The 16,332-nt window shown below is 74.1% G+C and carries 16 protein-coding genes and 1 tRNA gene; 1 reads left to right on the forward strand and 16 read right to left on the reverse strand.

Annotated elements, in window-relative coordinates; translation table 11 throughout:
• Positions 1–202 precede the first annotated feature (202 nt).
• The 4 genes from HNR12_RS10690 to HNR12_RS10705 all read right to left on the reverse strand — a co-directional run bounded on the left by HNR12_RS10690 (position 203) and on the right by HNR12_RS10705 (position 5,359).
• Entirely contained in the window at positions 203–1,498 is a 1,296-nt protein-coding gene (locus tag HNR12_RS10690) for a homoserine dehydrogenase (protein WP_179767348.1), read from the reverse strand.
• 107 nt (positions 1,499–1,605) lie between these two features.
• Positions 1,606–3,000: a diaminopimelate decarboxylase gene (lysA, locus tag HNR12_RS10695; RefSeq protein ID WP_179767349.1), complete on the reverse strand. Its 1,395-nt coding sequence runs from the start codon at positions 2,998–3,000 to the stop codon at positions 1,606–1,608.
• A 322-nt stretch (positions 3,001–3,322) separates the two neighbouring features.
• The gene (locus HNR12_RS28405) at positions 3,323–4,810 is read right to left on the reverse strand and encodes a DALR anticodon-binding domain-containing protein (protein ID WP_308251318.1); all 1,488 of its coding nucleotides are present in this window, start codon (positions 4,808–4,810) and stop codon (positions 3,323–3,325) included.
• 150 nt (positions 4,811–4,960) lie between these two features.
• On the reverse strand, positions 4,961–5,359 hold the full coding sequence (locus HNR12_RS10705; RefSeq protein ID WP_308118610.1) for a response regulator transcription factor: 399 nt from the start codon (positions 5,357–5,359) through the stop codon (positions 4,961–4,963).
• 108 nt (positions 5,360–5,467) lie between these two features.
• On the opposite strand from HNR12_RS10705, the gene HNR12_RS10710 reads away from it, so the two are divergent.
• Positions 5,468–5,539 (forward strand) — tRNA-Arg (locus tag HNR12_RS10710).
• Positions 5,540–5,746: 207 nt separating this feature from the next.
• On the opposite strand, the gene HNR12_RS10715 is transcribed toward HNR12_RS10710, so the two are convergent.
• The 12 genes from HNR12_RS10715 to HNR12_RS10770 form a co-directional block, all read right to left on the reverse strand.
• Positions 5,747–7,135 (reverse strand): tyrosine-type recombinase/integrase, encoded by a 1,389-nt coding sequence (locus tag HNR12_RS10715; protein ID WP_179767350.1) that lies wholly within the window; start codon positions 7,133–7,135, stop codon positions 5,747–5,749.
• Positions 7,132–7,341, reverse strand: a complete 210-nt coding sequence (locus tag HNR12_RS10720; protein ID WP_179767351.1) for a helix-turn-helix transcriptional regulator — start codon at positions 7,339–7,341, stop codon at positions 7,132–7,134. Before HNR12_RS10720 ends, HNR12_RS10715 begins: the two co-directional genes overlap by 4 nt.
• Positions 7,338–7,526 carry a hypothetical protein gene (locus HNR12_RS10725; protein ID WP_179767352.1) on the reverse strand — a complete coding sequence of 63 codons (189 nt, stop codon included), beginning with the start codon at positions 7,524–7,526 and terminating at the stop codon, positions 7,338–7,340. Before HNR12_RS10725 ends, HNR12_RS10720 begins: the two co-directional genes overlap by 4 nt.
• 77 nt (positions 7,527–7,603) lie before the next feature.
• Positions 7,604–9,406 (reverse strand): ATP-binding protein, encoded by a 1,803-nt coding sequence (locus HNR12_RS10730; RefSeq protein WP_179767353.1) that lies wholly within the window; start codon positions 9,404–9,406, stop codon positions 7,604–7,606.
• Positions 9,407–10,372 (reverse strand): bifunctional DNA primase/polymerase, encoded by a 966-nt coding sequence (locus HNR12_RS10735; protein WP_179767354.1) that lies wholly within the window; start codon positions 10,370–10,372, stop codon positions 9,407–9,409.
• On the reverse strand, positions 10,369–11,187 hold the full coding sequence (locus HNR12_RS10740) for a deazapurine DNA modification protein DpdA family protein (RefSeq protein WP_218901908.1): 819 nt from the start codon (positions 11,185–11,187) through the stop codon (positions 10,369–10,371). Before HNR12_RS10740 ends, HNR12_RS10735 begins: the two co-directional genes overlap by 4 nt.
• Entirely contained in the window at positions 11,184–11,480 is a 297-nt protein-coding gene (locus HNR12_RS10745; protein WP_179767355.1) for a WhiB family transcriptional regulator, read from the reverse strand. Before HNR12_RS10745 ends, HNR12_RS10740 begins: the two co-directional genes overlap by 4 nt.
• On the reverse strand, positions 11,477–12,622 hold the full coding sequence (gene dnaN, locus HNR12_RS10750) for a DNA polymerase III subunit beta (protein WP_179767356.1): 1,146 nt from the start codon (positions 12,620–12,622) through the stop codon (positions 11,477–11,479). Before dnaN ends, HNR12_RS10745 begins: the two co-directional genes overlap by 4 nt.
• Positions 12,619–12,756 carry a hypothetical protein gene (locus tag HNR12_RS10755; protein WP_179767357.1) on the reverse strand — a complete coding sequence of 46 codons (138 nt, stop codon included), beginning with the start codon at positions 12,754–12,756 and terminating at the stop codon, positions 12,619–12,621. Before HNR12_RS10755 ends, dnaN begins: the two co-directional genes overlap by 4 nt.
• Positions 12,757–12,830: 74 nt before the next feature.
• A complete protein-coding gene (locus HNR12_RS10760) occupies positions 12,831–13,625 on the reverse strand; it encodes a DNA cytosine methyltransferase (protein ID WP_179767358.1) in 795 nt (264 codons plus the stop codon).
• Positions 13,626–13,628: 3 nt separating this feature from the next.
• A complete protein-coding gene (locus HNR12_RS10765) occupies positions 13,629–13,817 on the reverse strand; it encodes a hypothetical protein (protein WP_179767359.1) in 189 nt (62 codons plus the stop codon).
• 233 nt (positions 13,818–14,050) lie between these two features.
• Positions 14,051–16,279: an FtsK/SpoIIIE domain-containing protein gene (locus HNR12_RS10770; protein ID WP_179767360.1), complete on the reverse strand. Its 2,229-nt coding sequence runs from the start codon at positions 16,277–16,279 to the stop codon at positions 14,051–14,053.
• Positions 16,280–16,332: the final 53 nt, after the last annotated feature.

Consider the following 16,332-nt stretch of genomic DNA (forward strand, 5'->3'; position numbering starts at 1 on the left):
CCGGCGGCGCCGGTGGGGCGGCCGGGGGTGCGGATCAGCCGGTGCGGCGAGGCGTGGTCGGCCGCCCGGGGTGGGACGGCGGACACGGGGCGGGGCCGCGGCCTCGTCCTCACCACGAGTCTAGAGGGCGCGGCCCGCGCCTCGTGCACCGCGGTGGTGCCGTCTCAGCAGATGGGACGGCGTGTGCGGGGCGCGCCAGGGCTCACGCGTCGGCGAACGCCTCGACGCGCATCACACTGGCCACCGCGCGCACCATGTCCAGGCGGCGCAGCCGCTCGACGGTCTGGGCGAGGGCGGCGTCGGGCGCCTGGTGGCTGACGAGCACCAGCTGGGCGTCGTCGCCGAAGCCCTCCTGGCGGACGTTCTTGATGGAGACGCCGTTCTCGGCGAAGACCTCGGCCACCCGGGCGAGCACGCCGGGGCGGTCGGCCACGTCCAGCGAGATGTGGTAGCGGGTGACGGTCTGGCCCATGGGGTGCACGGGCAGGCCGGTGTCGTGGCCGCCCTCGCCCACCGAGGTTCCGGCCAGGCGGTTGCGCGCCACGGCGACCAGGTCGCCCAGCACGGCGCTGGCGGTGGGCGCGCCGCCGGCGCCGGGGCCGTAGAACATCAGCCGGCCGGCGGACTCCGCCTCGACGAACACGGCGTTGTAGGCCTCGGTGACCGAGGCCAGCGGGTGCTCGCGCGGCAGCATGACCGGGTGGACGCGCACGCCCACCGACAGGCCGTCCTCGGCGCGCTGGCAGATGGCCAGGAGTTTGACCACGCAGCCCATGGCCTTGGCGCTGGCGATGTCGCCGGCGGTGACCTCGGTGATGCCCTCGCGGTGGACGTCGGCGGCGGTGACGTTCTGGGTGTGGAAGGCCAGGCGGGCCAGGATGGCGGCCTTGGCGGCGGCGTCGAAGCCCTCGACGTCGGCGGTGGGGTCGGCCTCGGCGTAGCCCAGGGCCTGGGCCTCCTCCAGGGACTCGGCGAACCCGGCGCCCTGGGCGTCCATGCGGTCCAGGATGAAGTTGGTGGTGCCGTTGACGATGCCCAGCACCCGGTTGACGCGGTCGCCGGCCAGGGAGTCGCGCAGCGGGCGCAGCAGCGGGATGGCCCCGGCGACCGACGCCTCGTAGTAGATGTCGACCCCGGCGGCGCGCGCGGCGGCCAGAAGGGTGGCGCCGTCCTCGGCCAGCAGCGCCTTGTTGGCGGTGACCACCGACTTGCCCGCCTTGATCGCGTCGAGGATCAGGGAGCGGGCGGGCTCGATGCCGCCGATCACCTCGACCACGACGTCGATGTCGGGGCGGGTCACCAGGCCGGTGGCGTCGGTGGTGAACAGCGCGGGGTCCACACCCGTGCCGCGGTCGCGGCCCAGGCGGCGCACCGCGATACCGCCGATCTCCAGGGGGGTGCCCACACGCGCGGCGAGGTCGGCCGACTGCCGGTTGAGCAGCCGCACCACTTCCGCGCCCACAACGCCGCATCCCAGCAGCGCCACCTTCATCGCCATAGGGGGGTGACTCCCGCTTCTCGTCTCACTGGTGTCGTCGCCTTGCCGTCGTGTCCGCGGCGTGCCGGACGGCGCCGCCGGGCGGCGCGGCCGTGTGCCGCCCCCGGTCAGCCTACGTCCAAGCGGAGCAGGTCCTCCTCGGTCTCGCGCCGGACGAGCGTGCGGACGTCGCCGTCGGCGACGGACACCAGGGCCGGGCGCGGGAGGTGGTTGTAGTTGCTGGCCATGGAGAAGCAGTAGGCGCCGGTGGCGGCGACGGCGACGAGGTCGCCGGGGCGGATGTCGGCGGGCAGGTAGAGGTCGTGGACGATGATGTCGCCGCTCTCGCAGTGCTTGCCGACCAGGCGGGAGAGCAGGGGTGCGCCGGCGCCGGTGCGCGAGGCCAGGGCGCAGGTGTACTCGGCGCCGTAGAGGGCGGTGCGGATGTTGTCGCTCATGCCGCCGTCGACGCTGACGTAGGTGCGGATGCCCTCGACGTCCTTGACGGTGCCGACCTCGTAGAGGGTGACCCCGGCGGGGCCGGTGAGCGCGCGGCCGGGCTCCACGGCGATGCGCGGCATGGGCAGGCCGTGGGACTCGCACTCGTGGCGGACGATGCCCAGCAGGCTCTTGGCGATGGCCTCGGGCTCCAGGGGGGTGTCGTCGGGGACGTAGGCGATGCCCAGGCCGCCGCCGAGGTCGAGTTCGGGCAGGTCGGCGCCTGTCTCGGCGATGACCCGCACCATGAACTCGGTCACGCGGCGGGCGGCGACGTCGAACCCGGCGGTGTCGAAGATCTGCGAGCCGATGTGGGAGTGCAGGCCGACCAGCTCGATGTGGGGGGCGGCCAGGACGCGGCGGACGGCCTCGTCGGCGGCGCCGGTGCTCAGCGCGAAACCGAACTTCTGGTCGTCGTGGGCGGTGGCGACGAACTCGTGGGTGTGGGCCTCCACGCCGGTGGTGACGCGGACCAGGACCTTGGGGACGCGGCCGAGCCCGGCGGCGATCCGCTCCAGGCGCTCGATCTCGTCGAAGGAGTCGACGATGATGCGGCCCACGCCGACCTCGACGGCGCGGGTCAGCTCGGCCTCGGACTTGTTGTTGCCGTGCATGCCGATCCGCTCGGGCGGGAATCCCGCGGCGAGGGCGACGGCGAGTTCGCCGCCGCTGCACACGTCGAGCTTGAGGCCCTCTTCGTGCACCCAGCGGGCGACGGCCTTGGTGAGCAGGGCCTTTCCGGCGTAGTAGACGTCGGCCTCGGCGTCGCTGAAGGCGGTGCGGTAGGCGCGGGCGCGGGCGCGGAAGTCCTGCTCGTCCATGACGAACAGGGGGGTGCCGTGGCGCCGGGCGAGGTCGCGGGCGCCGACGCCGCCGATCACCAGCTCGCCGTCGGCGCCGCGCCGCGCGGTGCGCGGCCAGACGTGCGTGGCAAGTTCGCCCAGGTCGCGCGGCGGGCGCGGCGGGTTGTCCTCGGGCAGCACGTCCGCGTGGCGCGGACCGGCGGGGTGGGCGTAACGGCTCATGGTGGTGCGCTCTCGGTGTCGTGGTCGGCGGTCGCGCCGGGCGGCGAGCCGTGGGCGGGCCGTGGGGCGCGGGCCGCCGTGGGCGTCGCGGCGGCGGTGCCGGCGTGTCGGCGTGTCGGCTGTGTCTGCTGTGTCGTGGACGTGGTGTGACGTGGTGTGTTGTGCGGGCGGCGCGGGGCGCGATCCGCCGGCGTGGCGCGCACGCCGCGAACGCGCGGGAACGCGCCGGGAGCGGTGTGCGCGGTCCGGGCGGCCGGTGCGGACGCGGGGCGGCCCGGCGGCCCAGTGGTCCCGGAGGGGCCCGCGCACGCGCGCGTCGTGTTCACAGCCTTGTGGGCGCGGACACGCCGAGAAGCGACAGCCCCGAGCCGAGGACGCCCGCCACCGCGGCGCACAACGCGAGCGCGTCGTCACCGCCGGAGCCGCGCGCGGTCTCCCCCCGAAGGACGCCGCTCGATTCCCACCAGTCATGGTAGGCAATCGCGAGGCCTTCGAGGTATCGCACGAGCATATGGGGTTCGCTACGCCGCTCGGCCGCCCGCACCACCACCGGGCCGTCGAACAGCGCGCCGATGAGGGCCGCGCGGGGCGCCGGCGGCGCGGTGCCGGAAGGCGGGCGGCCCGGTCGGGCGGGTGGGGCGGCCGCGGCCCCGCCGTCGGCCGCGCCGGGGGCGGGGCCGGCGCCGCCCGGTGCGGGCGAAGGGGTGTCGCCCGGTGCGGGCGGGTGGGCGGCGCCGGCCCAGCGCAGTGTGCTCAGCGCGTGGGCGCGGGCGTAGCGGACGGCGAAGGCGGGGTTGTCGAAGGTGGAGCGCGCCCACGCCCCCGGCCGCTCGGCGGTCGGCAGGGCGGGCAGGTCGGGGCCGGTCAGCTCACCGGGCCGGGGCCGCTCCCCCGCGCTCCGGCAGAACGCCACGCGCGCGCTCGCCTCGCCGATGACGCCCAGCAGGCGGCCGGCGGCGGTGGTGAAGCCGTCGGGCCCCCGGTCGAGGCAGGGGTCGCGCCAGGACACCTCGGCACCGCCCGGCCCGCCGCCGGGCATCCGGCCGCGCCCTTCGGCGAGGGCGGGCAGCAGGCGGTCGGCGGCGGCGATCCTGCGCCGCGCGGCGGCGCGGGCGCGCAGCCGGGCCTCGGCCACGGTGGGGGCGTCGGCCAGCGGCGCCCAGGTGCCGGGGGCACCGGCGTCCGGGGGGCCCGCGGGGCCCGGGCGCTCCGGGTCGGGCGGGTGGTCGGGCCCGACCAAGCCGTCCAGGTCGTCCAGGTGGCCGGAGTCGGCGGACGGCACACTCGCAAAGGGCCGGGCGAGGTAGCCCCCGAGGTAGGTCCCGGGATCGGCGGCCACGCGCGCGACCAGCGCCGACCACGCGGGGGCGGCGGGCGTCACGGCGACGAACCCGGGGCCCTCGGCGGCGGCGTCGGCCACCAGGGGGTGGCGGCGCAGGTGGGCGGCGGCGGCCTCGGCGAGGCCGCGCGCGGGCCGGCGCGCCCGCGCGGCGACGCGCAGCGGCAGCGCGGAGGTGCAGCGCCCCGCCGCCGCGAAGGGGGCCTCACGACCGGCCCGCCCGCCCGGCTCCGCCGAAGGCCCGCCGCGCCCGGAGGCGGCGGCGGGACCGGCGGGGTCAGCGGGGTCGGGGCCGGCCTGGTCGCCAGGGGCGGCGGGACCGGCGGCGCGGCGCACGTCGGCGGCGGGAAGGTCTTCGGCGCGGCAGCCGGCGGCACGGGCGAGGGCGTCCCGGATGAGCGCGTCGACGCGCCAGGGCGTGGCGGCGTCGAGGCCGGAGGGGGTGGGCGGCGGCGCGGCGGGGTGGGCCACGTCAGTCCCCCGCGAGCGCCGGGGCCCCGCGCGCGGGCACGGCCAAGCGCCGGCCGGCGGCGCGGGCGGGCGATGCGAAGGCCGCGCCGGCGGTGGGAACCCGTGCGCACCGCGCCCCGCTCCCCCGCGTGCGGGGAGCGCCCGGCCGGATCACCCGGCGGACCCGGCACGGTCGCGGCCCGCGAGGTCGCGCACCAGCCGGATCAGCTCGGTGGGGTCGAACGGCTTGGTGAGGTAGGCGTCCACGCCGATCTCCTGGCCGCGCCGGATGTCGTCCTCCTGCGCCCGCGCCGTGATGAGCAGCACCCGCATGCCGCGCGTGGCGGCGCCCTCGCGGAGCCGGGCGGCGGTCACCCAGCCGTCGAGCCGGGGCATCATGACGTCGAGCGTGATCACGTCCGGCCGGATCTCGCCCACACGGGCCAGGCAGTCCTCGCCGTCCACCGCCTGGTGCACCTCGAAGCCCTCAAGCTGCAGGTTGACGGCGATCAACTGCCGGATCACCTCGTTGTCGTCAACCACCAGTACCCGTGCCAACGCTTCACCCACGGCCGCGAGACTAGCGCCCCGGGCCCGGCCCCCGCTGGCGATCGCCCAACCCCGCCGCAAATTGCGCGATCCACCCCGCGCACCCTGCTAGGGTTGATCCAGCAAAGCGCCCCCTTAGCTCAGGGGATAGAGCAACGGCCTCCGGAGCCGTGTGCGCAGGTTCGAATCCTGCAGGGGGCACCCCAGAGTGATCAGCGGAATCACCCTACTGACCAGCGGATACGCATCAGCGCCCGCTGGTTTTTCATGTCATCTTGCGTCACGAGCCGCCGTTGTTCGCGGCCTTCTGTGGACACACGGTGGACAAGACATACAACGCAAAAAGGGCAGGGGCTCCGAGATCACTTGGAGCCCCCGCCCTCACTTCAGCGATGAAGATGACATGCGTCACACATGGTCGCCCATCCGGTCGATCCACACATCGTCCATTTCCGTCCACACCTGGGCGTAGATGCGTTGCAGCACCTCCACGCTGTGCCCGGCCCATCTGGCCACCTGGGTGGCCGGCACACCGCTGTTCAACCGGTAGGTGACCCCCGCGTGCCGAAGGTCGTAGGGCCGTCGCAGAAGCGGTCCTTCGCGCTCCTCGGGGGTCAGCGCCAGCTCGCGGGTGCGCTGCCATACCCGCCAGTAGGTCGACGGCTGGATGGGGTTGTCCTGTTCACTTCGGAAGAGCCTGCCGTCCGGCCCGCAGCCGAACCGCTCGACGTGCTCCCGCAGCATGGCCACCAGCGCCGGCGGGATGGGAACCGTCCGTGAGGCGCGCTTGCCGCGGCCTTTCAGGCCGCGCTCCTCGTGCACTCCCCCGTCGTCGGTCCACTGCTTGCCCGGCGCCGGGTTGCTTGTGGAAAACGTGAGCTTGCCCCACCCCTGGTCGGGCAGGAGGCATCCTGACCGCCGCAGGCCGACGACCTCCTCGGGCCGCATCATCGCGTAGTACATGCAGCCGAACCAGGCGGCGAACCGAGGTCCCTGGCGCCGCCCGACGTAGCTCACCATCGTCAGCATGTGCCGGGCCTTGGCGGGGTTACCGATGGCGCGCGGGTCGACCTCCTCCTCCGTCTTGGGTGGGCGCCAGTCCGACGGGATGTCCTTCCCCGCGAGCGGGTTCTCTGCGAGGCGCTGGCGCATCACCGCGTACTGCAGGGCGGCGTTAAAGCCCCGCCGCCGCCGGCTGAAGTAGTCGGCGGCGGCGGGCTTCCCGTCCAGCTTCCGACCGCACGCGCGCACGGCCGCACCCAGGTGCTGGGCTTCGGCCAGCGCGCTGACGGGAAGCGACGCCTTCTCCAGCCAGGTCAGTGCCTCCCGGAAGCGCCGCGGGGCGTCCTCAAGCCGGCGCTTGGGGTCGAACGCCCACGCCCGCAGTGCGGCCCGCAGCACGTCCGGATCTGGCCGCCCCGGCACGTCGCGGACGAGCACGGGCGTCACCGCCATGAAGCTCTCCACCATGCCGGTGCGGGTCTTCCCGGCCATGTCCGCCCAGCGGGCGTGGGCGTACTCGACAGCGTGGGCGAACCAGGTCACGTCACGGAGTTCCCGCAGCTTCGACTGCGGCAATCCGGACTCGACCTCGAACTTCTCACCGCGGCCGGCCGCCGCTCGAAGCTCCGCCAGCCAGCCTTCGGCGAGGTCTTCGGTTGCGAACGACTTGGGGTGCACCTTGGCGCCCACCCGCCAACGGGCCTGGTAGGGCTTGGGGTAGTTGTCCTCCCTCCTCTTGGCGCCGGGCTTGCGGCGCACCCGGACTTTGTAGAACTGCACGTCGAAGGTCATCATCCGGCGTTGTTCTCCAGCCATTCGTCAAGCCAGCGGCGACGCACGCGGATCTCGCCGCGCTTGCCGCCCATGCGCTTCATGCGGGGCGCCTCGTTGAGCCGCACCATCCGGTCCCATGTGCTGCGCGAGATCCGCAGCTCACGGCAGACCTCGGAGACCTTGAGCAGTTCGTTGGGGTCGGAGACGGAAGCAGCCTGGGGGCTCATCGGGGGTCGACCTCCAGGTAGACGCGGACGATTCCGGGGTCGTGCCGGTTGGGGTAGGCGGGCGAGGGCGTGCTGGCGGTGAACTCCTGGGCGATGCGGTCGGCGACGGCGGCGACGTCGTCGGGGTGGCCGCTGAGCCGGACCTTGACGATGCGCAGGCGCGGTGGTTTGGGGCGTTGGGCCATGATGGTGGTGCTCCTCTCTGGAGTGGTGGCCCCGGCGCGGTGCTTGGCGGCTGAGCGCCGGGGCCGCGTTGTGTTCCTCAGGCGGTCGACGGCTGGAGTTCGGCGCATGGGCTGCACCGGGCGTCGGCTGGACCGCCGGTCGTGGGGGTGTAGGTGTCGCCGCACCACTCGCACACCGCCTCCGACGGGTGCGGGGCGGCGTCCTTAGAGAGTTGGGCGGCAGTAGTGTCCGCAGCCCCCGCAGCGTCCTCTACCGGCGCTGACCAGCGGTTTTCTGCGGACACTGGTGCGGACGCTGCGGACACTGTGTCCGCTGGTGCTGGTGTGGTCTCACGGGCCGAAAAAAGGGGTCCGCCCTGGTCACCGCCCGGGTGGGGTTCGGTGTCCGGGTGCGGACGCTGAAAGTCGGTGCTCTCGCCGGCGATCTCCACGGTTTCGAGGACGAGGCGGTACAGGCGGTCCCGGCGGCGGTCACGCGAGCGGCCGGCGTCTTCGACGCGGATCCCGATGGCCCGCAGCACCGGCGCGTCGCGCTTGAGCTGCCCGGCGGCGCGGGTTGCGTCGGCGGGCCAGGACTTGGGCGGGTGTTCGGGCGTGACGGCCAGCAGCAGTTTGCCGATGGGGCCTTCCCATTCGCCGCGCTTCTCCACGAGGTCGGCCACGGCCGCGGTGAAGGGCTTGGCGTCCAGCAGGTCGCTGGTCGACACCTCGGTGGCGGCGAGGTAGGTGCCCAGGGTGGACCAGCCGGTGGCGGCGTCCAGGGCGCCCAGGACGCGGGCGAAGTCGGCCATGCGCGGCATCTCCGCGAGATGGGTCTCGGGCAGGCGGGCCAGCACCTGGCAGAGCAGGTCCAGCAGTGCGGCGAGGATGGCCGGGGCGGCCTGGCGGTAGGCGGCGGCCAGGCCGGCGTCGGTGCGGCGCTGGTCGCGCTTGATCGGCAGGAACTCGACCGGAAGCGTGCGTTCGGCCAGGTCGCTGGCGAGGGCGCCGGTGTCGATGCTGGTCATGGCCAGCAGCCGCCGGAACGACAGGACGGTGACGTCGTCGTCGCTGTAAAGCGCCCGATCGAGGTAGCCCTCGCCTGTCACCGCCTTGCACAGGGTGTCCGACAGCCACGGCGCGATCGTGCTGACGTTGTCCAGGCACACCGCCCAGGAGGCGCTGGCGGTGACCGACCATGACTTCTGGTCCTTGGGCAGGGACCGCAGCGGCGCCGGACTGGGATCGATGAGGTTGACCAGCATGGACAGCGCGGTGGACTTGCCGGTGCCCTGCTCGCCGCGGGCGGCGAGGATGGGGTGGGGCATGTCGGGGATGAGCCCGGCCACCAACCACCCAACGATCAGCCGGAAGTCGGGCTCGGCCACGTTGAGCAGCCGCCGCAGGGCGGCCAGGCCGGCCTCAGTGTCCCCGGCCTCGCCGGGTTCGGCCAGGGGCGAGGTGAGCGCCGTGCGGCGGAAGAGCACCGGGCTTTGCGAGGTCGTGCGCCACCCGGTGGGAGTGGCGGTGATGACGCGGCCGTCGGCGGTGCCCAGGTCGATGACCACGGCCTGGTGGCCCCCGGAAGTGGTGTGGGGGGCCAGGCGCAGGTGAACCGGGCGCGGATCGAGCTCCAGGGCGCGCCCTTCCAGCACGGCGACGGCGTCGGTCAGCGCCGACTGCGACGGGACGGCCTGGTACTCGGTGGCGTAGTGGTGGGCGAGCTGCACGCGCAGGCCGCGCTGACCTCGGAGGGGCATGGCGATGGCCGGACCCGACCGGCGGACCGCATAAGCGCGCCCGTCGGCGCCGGCGACGACGTCGACCATGCGGTCGGCCAGCTCGATCAGCTTGGTTGCCTGGGAGGGCTTCTTGTCGTCGGCGGGTCCGGCCTGGCTCATTTAGGCGGCCTCCTTCGGTGCGGTCGCGGGTGTGCGGGTGCGGCGCGGGACGGTCAGGCCCCGGGTGAGGCCGGAGTGGATGGTCGCGGCGATCTCACGGGAGCTGTTGGGCGGGCCGCTGGTGTTGGCTTCGGCGGCGCTCTGGAGTGCGTCGGCCACCGCGGCGGCGTCCAGCAGGCCCTGGGCGGCGAGCTGGCCCAGCGAGACCGCCGCGATGTACAGGGTCTGGTTGCGCTGGCCCTCGGGCGCGGTGGCGACCTTGTCGAGTTCGCCGCGCAGCGCGGCGGTGGCGTAGGCGGTACGGCGTTGGTCGGGGCCGGCGGCCACAGCGGCCAGCACCGCATCGCCCCCCGACTGGCTAGCGTCAGCGGCGGTGGTCGGCGGGACGCGGGGGGTGAGGCGGTGGGCCAGCCACCCGGGCAGCCGCGCGGGCGGGGCAGTGCACACGACCTCGTAGGAGCCGTCTTGGCCGTCGTCGGAGGTGACGCGGCTGCCGGGGCCGACGACGTAGCCGCCGCGGGCGCGGGTGTCGATCAGCCAACCCAGCGTCCCGCTGGTGTTGCCGAGGACAGCCCCGGGCGGGGCGGCGTAGTAGAGGTGGGTGCCGCCGCGGCGGGTGCGCACGGTGAAGGTGTCCAGCAGCAGCCGACGCACGCCCGCTTGCTCGGCGAGGGCGGCTAGAACGTCGGCGCCGTCGGTGATGCCGGGCCGGTCCCATTCCGACGGCGGGCGCTGGCCGGGTTTGGGCTGGTCGAGGTCGATGACGACGAGCCCGGCCCGCCCGGTCGCGATCCCGGGGTTGGCGTCGGGCCACTGGTCCCACCAGGCGCGGATGCGGTCGGGGCCGGTGGTGGCGGCCCGCTCCCAGGCGCGGATCGCGGGCTGTTTGGTGCCCGGCCGCAGCGGGAACACGGGCCAGCCCCGGCGCGCGGCGGCCAGGGCGTAGTCGAGGCGGGTGAAGGTCACGCGGCGCTCCTCTCAGGCAGATCGAAGATGGCGGGCTGATGCCAGGCCGGCAGACCGGCGAGCATCTCGGCCCGCCAGCGCAAGGCGTAGGTGGGGCAGTTCGCGCAGTTGATGTGGGCGATGTCGTGGCCGGGCAGCGGGGGCCGCCGGCGCGCCGCATAGGACCAGGCCAGGGAGTCGGCCGAGGCGAGGAGGTGGTGCATGTGGGCCAGGCCGCGGGTCTTGAAACCGAACCCGTGAAGGCGCAGGCCCTGTCGAGCAAGGTCACCGATGAGGGCGTGCATGGGCGCGGTGGCCTGGCGGCGGCACACCGATCCCAGGCCGACGACGGGTTCGCGGGTGAGGTCGATCCCGGCCCGGGTGTAGGCGTCTACGTGGCGGCGGTAGTCGTCGGGGTGCCAGCCCTGCAACACCGGCACCCACGGCAGATCCGGGGCCAGAGTTCGCAACTCCAGCAGGTTGTCGATGGTGAGGCGCTGATGCTCGGCCACGGTGCGCCCGGTCTTGGCGAGCACGGACGGTTCGCACATCCAGTCCTGCGGCGCGGCCCACTGGATCTGGCCGATCTCCGCGGCGTAGCGTGCCACGGCCTGGGCGTAGTGCTCGGGCGGCGTCTCCCACCTCCCGTACATGGACAGCTCCGTGAAGCCTCCGCTGTCCAGTGCCCAGTCGGTGATGGCGCGGGGCAGGCGGCGGCGGTCGCGCAGGCGGCGGTGGCTGATGAACAGCGGCACGCCGCGGAACCGTTCGTCACGCAGCCAGGTTTCGCGGTGGGTGCCCAGGTAGAACCGGGCACCCACGGGGTTGGTGCTCACGCGGCCTGCCCGCGCCGGGCGGCGCGGCGTCGGCTCCGGATGCGCTCGCGTTCGTGGGCGGTGGTGCCGCCCCACACCCCGCGCGGGGCGTCGGGCCCGCTCAGCGCCAGGGCCGCCTCCAGGCACTCGGAGCGCACGGGGCAGCGGGCGCAGACGCGCTTGGCCCAGGCGATGACGGGGCCGCGCTCAGGCTCGGGGAACCACAGGTCCTGTTCGGTGGGGATCTGCGCGCACAGCGCGCTGCCCATCCAGGACGGGGCCGCGCTCGGGGTCAGGTCCAGCGACGAGGTCATGCGGCGCTCCTCTCGGTTTGGCGGCCCGCGTCGGCGGTGCGGACGGGCACGACGATGTGGCGGTAGGCGGGGTCGTCCTCGTCGGCGGTGAGCAGCACCAGGCCGCTCCCGCCGGGCGGGACCAGCAGGCGCACGGTGCCGCCGGGGATGTGGGACAGGGCGTCGGCGAGGTAGGCGGGGTTGAACGCCACCCGCGTTTCGCTCTGCGCGACGGCGGAGACGGTGTCGCCGCTTTGGGTGTCGTCGACGCCGCATTCGACGTCGATGCGGTCGGCGGTGATGGTCAGGGCCACGGGGGTGTGGCGGTAGGCGATGGTGGCCGCCCGGCGCACGGCCTCCAGCAGCCGCTGGGTGGGGGCGATGACCGCCTCCCCTTCGGCTGCGGTGGTGAAGAAGCGGTTGAGGTCGGGGTAGTCCTTGGTGTCGAGCAGGGTGGCGGTGAGGCTGCGGCCGGCGCCCGCCAGCGTCACCGCTGAGGGCGTGCCGTGGTCTTCGGCGAGGCCGATACGCACGGGGGCGCCGGTCATCGCTCGGGCGGCCGTGGCCAGCACACGGCCGGGCACCAGTACCCGCGCGGCGGCGCCGGGGCGTGTGGGCGTCCAGTCCAGGGCCTGCTCGGCCAGCCGGTAGCGGTCGGTCGCCTGCAGGCGGACCCGTGTGCCCTCCGCTGTGAGGAGGACGCCCGTGAACATCGGGAGGGTGAGGTCGGTGGAGCAGGCCACGTGGGTGCCCGCGACGGCCTCGGCCAGGGCGTCGCCGTCGATCTCGCCCAGCGGCTCGGGCACAGCGGGGGTGTGGGGGTAGTCCTCCAGCGGCAGGGTCAGCAGCCGGAACCGCGCCGAGCCGCAGGACAGGCCCAGGGCGGGGCCCTCGGCCTCCAGCAGGGCGGGGCCGTCGGGGAGGTGGCCGGCGGCGGCGGCCAGCACCCGGCCGGGCGCCAGCACCGCCCCCTCCTCCTCGATGTCGGCGGGGACCTCGGCGCGGGCGCAGGTGTCGTAGTCGAACACGGTCACGCGCAGGAGCCCGTCGGTGGCGTCGAGGCGGACGCCGGCCAGGACGGGCACCGCCGGGCGGGCCGGAAGGAACTTCACGGCCCAGGCCAGTTCGGCGGCCAGGGCACGGGAGTCGACGGTGAGCTTCACAGGTCCTCCATTCCGGGGATGACGAGCTGGACCCAGCCGTCGGGCAGGTCGGCGTCGTCGGCGCGGGCGGCCTTCTCGAAGTCGGTGTCGTCGACGCTGATGACGGCGGTCTCGGTGGTGTCGGTGGTGGGCACGGTGTCCTCCAAAGGGGTCGGGGACCGGTTTGCTGCCGCCACCGCCCCGTGGGGCGGCAGCGGCAGCCGCCGGGTCAGGGCCTGGGGGAGTCGAGTGCGGCCAGCGGGCGCAGACCGTGGGCCGCGCGGTCGCCGATGCGCACCCCGGTATGGGACCAGTCGATGACCGAGGCGGCCGGGCGCACGAAGGGCTCCACGACCGCGTGGCGGCACCGGGACCCGTTGGGGCAGCGGTAGAGGTAGTGCTGGCGGTACTTGCCCAGCCGGCGCGCCCCCGGCTTCTTCCAGGACTGCACCGCCGACACGGTCTGTTCGCACACCGGGCACCAGGCCGCGGGCCGCGGCTGGACGTCGGGCAGCGGGACGCCCTCGCGGGTGGCCACGAAGTAGATCCGGTCGCGCCACTGCGGGGCCGCCGGGTTGCCCTGTCCGCCGGCGTGGGCCGAGGACACCGACACGAACTGCACGCGGTAGCCCAGCGCCTTCATGCCCGCCAGCCAGACGTCCAGCAGCTCCCACTCCGCGGCCTCATAGACGTTCTCCACGAGCACGAACCGGTAGCGGTGGACCTCGGCGGCGCGCAGCACGTCCCAGAAGTTGGCTCGGGTGCGCTCGAAGGCGGCCTGGGGCACGTGCCCGAAGTCCTCGATGTCGGCCTGGCCGGGCACCGCGCGGCGGCGCTTGCGGGGGCGGCCCCCGGCCGGGGACAGCTCGGTGCAGATCGGGGAGGCCCACAGCCCGTCAGTGCGCGGCAGGCGCCGCATGTCGTAGGCGTCGATGTCGGCGCACAGGTGCTCGGCGTCGCGGTGGTTGGCGGCGTCGCAGTTGTGGGAGCGGCTGCCCTTGCGGGTGGCGGATGCGATCCTCATGCCTCAGCCCCACATCAGGAAGTTGCGCAGGTGGCGGTCGCGGGCCTCCTCCTCGGTGATGGCGCCCTGCTCGACCGCGGCGTCGATCAGGTCAGCCTCCTCGTCGCGGCACTCGGTGCACCCGCACTCCTCGACCGTCAAGGAGCCCTCAACGAACTCCGCCACGCATTCCTGGTCGTCGGCGTTGGCCATGATCGTCCTCCGTCAGCTTCGGTGGTGGTTCGGACCGGGCGGTCCCCCCGCCGCCCGCGCACGGCGGGGCGGGCGGCAGAGGCGCCGACCGTGGGCGAACAGGGGTGTTTCTGGCCGCTCATGGGCACGGAAACAGCGGGCGAAACCCGATATCGCCCCAGGTCAGGCCGGGGTCTTGGCGGTATCGGGGGCGAAACCGGTTTCGGGGGCCCTGAAGCCGCCCAGAGTCGGGTTCAGCCCGCCTGGTCGTCCTCGTCGGCGACGGCGGCGCGGCCGACCGCGGCTTGGAGGTCGGCGCGCTTGACGCCCTTGCGGGAGCCGCCGGCGCCGCGCTTGGTGATCTGCCCGGTGTGCACGCCGAAGGGCTTGAGCGCGGCGCTGAGCATGGTGGCCGCCCGGGTCTCATAGGCCCGGACCTGGTCGGGATCCATGTCCTGTACCGGGGTGTCGGTCTGGATCCAGGGGCCGTAGGTTTCGGGCCGGTAGGCCGCCAGCGCCTCGACCAGCCGCACCGAGTGCATGGTGTCCTCGCCGGTGGGCCACACCGCCACCAGGTGGTCGATCACGGTGGTGGTGTCCTCGGGCTCGATGGCCTGGCCGGCGGCCTCACCGGTCAGGGTGCCCGCAGCGGTGCGCAGCGCCAGGGCGCGCTTGCCGATCTCGATGGCCTCGGCCTGCTCGATGAAGGCGGCCCGCACGATCTGGGTGTCGTGGGAGCTCTTGGCCAGCCACCCGGTGCCGGCCTCCTTCTTGGGGTCGAACATCGTGGCGCGCACGCCGTTCTTGTACATCGAGGTGCCCAGCACCATGTCGTTGGCCTGCTGGCCGGTCACCGCCAGGCAGAACCGGGTGGACACGTTGTCGCTGATGACCTTGGGCAGGGACTTGGCGTCGGGCCGCTGGGTGGTGATGACCAGGATGATGCCGTAGGCGCGGGCCTTGCGGATCAGGCGCCCGGCGATGTCGGCGGCCTCCTTGCCGAACTCCTCGTGCTCGAACAGGGTGTGGGCCTCGTCGAACACCGCCAGCAGCGGGTGCAGCCCCAGGTCCTTGCGCTTGGCCAGGTGCGGGTAGACCTTGCGGCCCTTGGGCACCTGGTCGGGCGGCAGGGCGGCGATGACCTCCTTGCGGCGCTTGAGCTCCTTCTCCAGCTTGCGCAGGGCGTCCAGCCCGGAGGCGCAGTGCTCGTCGTCGTCGCCGGAGACGTAGCGGTGGCACACGGGCTGGACGGGGTCCAGGTCACCGGAGCCCTTCATCTCATAGACCCACATCTCGCAGTGGGGGTCCAGCGCCCCGGCCAGGGCCACGACCATCACGCCGCTGGTCTTGCCGGAGCCGGGCACCCCGCCCATCAGCAGGTTGGTGTACATCAGGTTCAGCCCGACGACCTGGCCGCGGGGGTTGAACCCGAAGGGGATGTCCTCGAACAGGTTGGTCTGGCCCGAGGTCATCAGCGGCCACAGCCGCCGCGGGGAGCGGGCCGGGTCCTTCTTGGCCACCCACAGCACCAGCCGCCCCGGGTGGGCCTCGGGGTCGGATTCGGGCCACACCGTGGTCAGCGGGCGCCGCATCGCCGCGGCGAGCTTGGCGCGCTCCTCCAGAACCCGTTCGGCCAGGTGGCCGGGCGGAAGGTCGATCTCGGCACGCCAGCCGGGGCCGTCGGTCTGGATGGGGTTGACGAAGTCGACCCGCCCCTTGACACCCAGCGCCTCGATGGCCTGGACGACCTCGTCCGAGGTCAGCTCCCGCTGGAACTGCGGGGAGGTCCAGCGGTCGATGATGGGCTTGTCGGTGCTGGTGGACCCGGCCAGGCCCAGCGCGGCCAGCAGCGCCACCAGGCCCGCGCCCACCGCCCAGGAGGGCAGCAGCACCACGGCCGCCACCACGGCCAGCGCGGCGGGGGCGCCCACGGCCAGGGAGATGTTGCGGCGGGCGCGGGTGCGCTTGGTCTGGGTGGCCACCAACTGCATCCAGGCGGCCGGGTCGCCGGAGCCGGCGGCGTGGGCCAGCACGGGCTTGGCTTCGACGTCGTTGAGCCAGCACAGCCAGCGGCGCAGCAGCCGGCCGATGCCCCGCGGGGACCGTCCGACCAGCCGCAGCAGGTAGATCGGGGAGCGGGTGGCCTGGTAGGCGCCCATGCGGGCGTAGTACTCCACGATGAAGCGGGCGTTGTCGGTGAACTCCTGCCGGTTGCGCAGGTAGGAGGGGATGACGGCGGGCGCCTCAGCCAGGCGCGCCTGGTGGGTCTCCATCCACCCGGGCCGGTGCGGCGCGAGCGCGTCGACCCGCCGGGGCGCCTCCACCACTTCCCCCTCGACCGGTTCGCCGGGCTGGTCGGGGACCTCGGTGACGGTGGTGCGCCCGGCCGGCTGCTGGCCGGGGCGGGGGAAGGTGATGACCTCGCCGAGCGGACCACCGGGTGTGCGGCCGGTCTCCGGGGCGCGGTGGAACTCGGTGCTCATGGTGGTGCTACCTCCGGGTAGGTGAGCGGGCGGCGTCGAGGACACGGCAGAGA

The sequence above is a fragment of the Streptomonospora nanhaiensis genome, from assembly GCF_013410565.1.
GTDB lineage: Bacteria > Actinomycetota > Actinomycetes > Streptosporangiales > Streptosporangiaceae > Streptomonospora > Streptomonospora nanhaiensis.

Excerpts from the sequence above, each read along its gene's own strand:
- HNR12_RS10745 (WP_179767355.1), bottom strand. The coding sequence starts at position 11,480 with ATGACCTCGTCGCTGGACCTGACCCCGAGCGCGGCCCCGTCCTGGATG.
- HNR12_RS10770 (WP_179767360.1), bottom strand. The coding sequence starts at position 16,279 with ATGAGCACCGAGTTCCACCGCGCCCCGGAGACCGGCCGCACACCCGGT.
- HNR12_RS10760 (WP_179767358.1), bottom strand. The coding sequence starts at position 13,625 with ATGAGGATCGCATCCGCCACCCGCAAGGGCAGCCGCTCCCACAACTGC.
- HNR12_RS10690 (WP_179767348.1), bottom strand. The coding sequence starts at position 1,498 with ATGGCGATGAAGGTGGCGCTGCTGGGATGCGGCGTTGTGGGCGCGGAA.
- HNR12_RS10720 (WP_179767351.1), bottom strand. The coding sequence starts at position 7,341 with ATGAGCCCCCAGGCTGCTTCCGTCTCCGACCCCAACGAACTGCTCAAG.
- HNR12_RS10765 (WP_179767359.1), bottom strand. The coding sequence starts at position 13,817 with ATGGCCAACGCCGACGACCAGGAATGCGTGGCGGAGTTCGTTGAGGGC.
- HNR12_RS10730 (WP_179767353.1), bottom strand. The coding sequence starts at position 9,406 with ATGAGCCAGGCCGGACCCGCCGACGACAAGAAGCCCTCCCAGGCAACC.
- HNR12_RS10725 (WP_179767352.1), bottom strand. The coding sequence starts at position 7,526 with ATGGCCCAACGCCCCAAACCACCGCGCCTGCGCATCGTCAAGGTCCGG.
- HNR12_RS10715 (WP_179767350.1), bottom strand. The coding sequence starts at position 7,135 with ATGATGACCTTCGACGTGCAGTTCTACAAAGTCCGGGTGCGCCGCAAG.
- lysA (WP_179767349.1), bottom strand. The coding sequence starts at position 3,000 with ATGAGCCGTTACGCCCACCCCGCCGGTCCGCGCCACGCGGACGTGCTG.